Below are 1,078 nucleotides of genomic sequence, written 5' to 3'. Positions count from 1 at the left end.
GGACGGCGTTGGTCGCGGTCGCCTGGTCGACGCCGAGCTGGTCGGCGATCTGGGCGATCGGTACCTGGGAGAGCAAATCATCGAAGGAAGTCATCGGCTCCGCCTGTGTCGAATGGGGCCCGGTAGTGCCCGGGTCGGGCTCAGGGTAGGGGACCGAGATGGCGGAACCGGGGGTTTCGGCGGCGTCTGCGTCTGGCGCGTCGCCACGTGACGTTGGTCATCCGGGCCTCGTTGGTCAACCCGAGTAGCCGGTTACGCGTGCCCCGGCGACCGCGGAAGCCGACGGTGGAGGGAACGGCGCAACCTGTTGGGAGTGAGGACGATGGCCGAGCCGATGACGATCGCGGCGGACCCGCCGCCGAAGCAGGCGTCGCCGCCCACCTACGACGCCTTCCTGTCCTACTCGCACGCCGACCGCGCCATCGCGGCGGGCATCCAGCGCGGCCTGCACCGCATCGGCCGCCGCGTCGGCCGCCTGCACGCCCTGCGGGTCTTCCGCGACGCCACCGACCTGACCGCCAGCCCCGACCTGTGGGGGCAAGGTCGCCGAGGCGATGGACCAGGCCCGCTACTGCATCGTCGTGCTGTCCCCGCATTCGGCCGCCTCGGAATGGGTGGACCGCGAGATCGCCTACTGGCTGCGCACCCGCGGCCCCGAACACCTGCTGTTCGTCGTCGCGGGCGGGCAGGTGAAATGGGACCGCGAGCTGCACCGCTTCGATCCCGACCGCTCGACCGTCGCACTCCCGGTCCTGACCGAGCCCGGCGCGCTCCCCACCGAACCCCTCTACGTCGACGTCACCGAGGACGCCCCGTGGGACCCGCGCGCCGCCCTCTTCCGCGAGAAGCTCACCGACCTCGCGGCGCCGATCCACGGCAAGCCGAAATACGAACTGGCGGGGGAGGATCTGCGGGAACAGCGGAGGTTCCGGCGGTTGCGCCGCGCCGCCGTCGCGGGGCTGGTCCTGCTCACCGTGCTCGCGCTCATCGCCGCTTTCGTCGCCATCGACCGGCAGCGGGAGGCGGTGCGCCAACGCAACCAGGCGATCGGGCTGCGTTTGGTCTCCGACACCGAGTC

Annotated in this window: 1 pseudogene; it reads left to right on the top strand. The window is 71.5% G+C overall.

Annotation, left to right across the window (positions count from 1 at the left end):
* Positions 1 to 554 precede the first annotated feature (554 nt).
* A pseudogene (locus tag ACWDNU_RS46850) lies at positions 555 to 1,078 on the top strand (hypothetical protein); the annotation flags it as partial.

Source organism: Amycolatopsis sp. NPDC003676 (assembly GCF_053587275.1).
The sequence above is the reverse complement of the archived record's forward strand: the minus strand, read 5'-3'. Positions and strand labels throughout refer to the sequence as shown.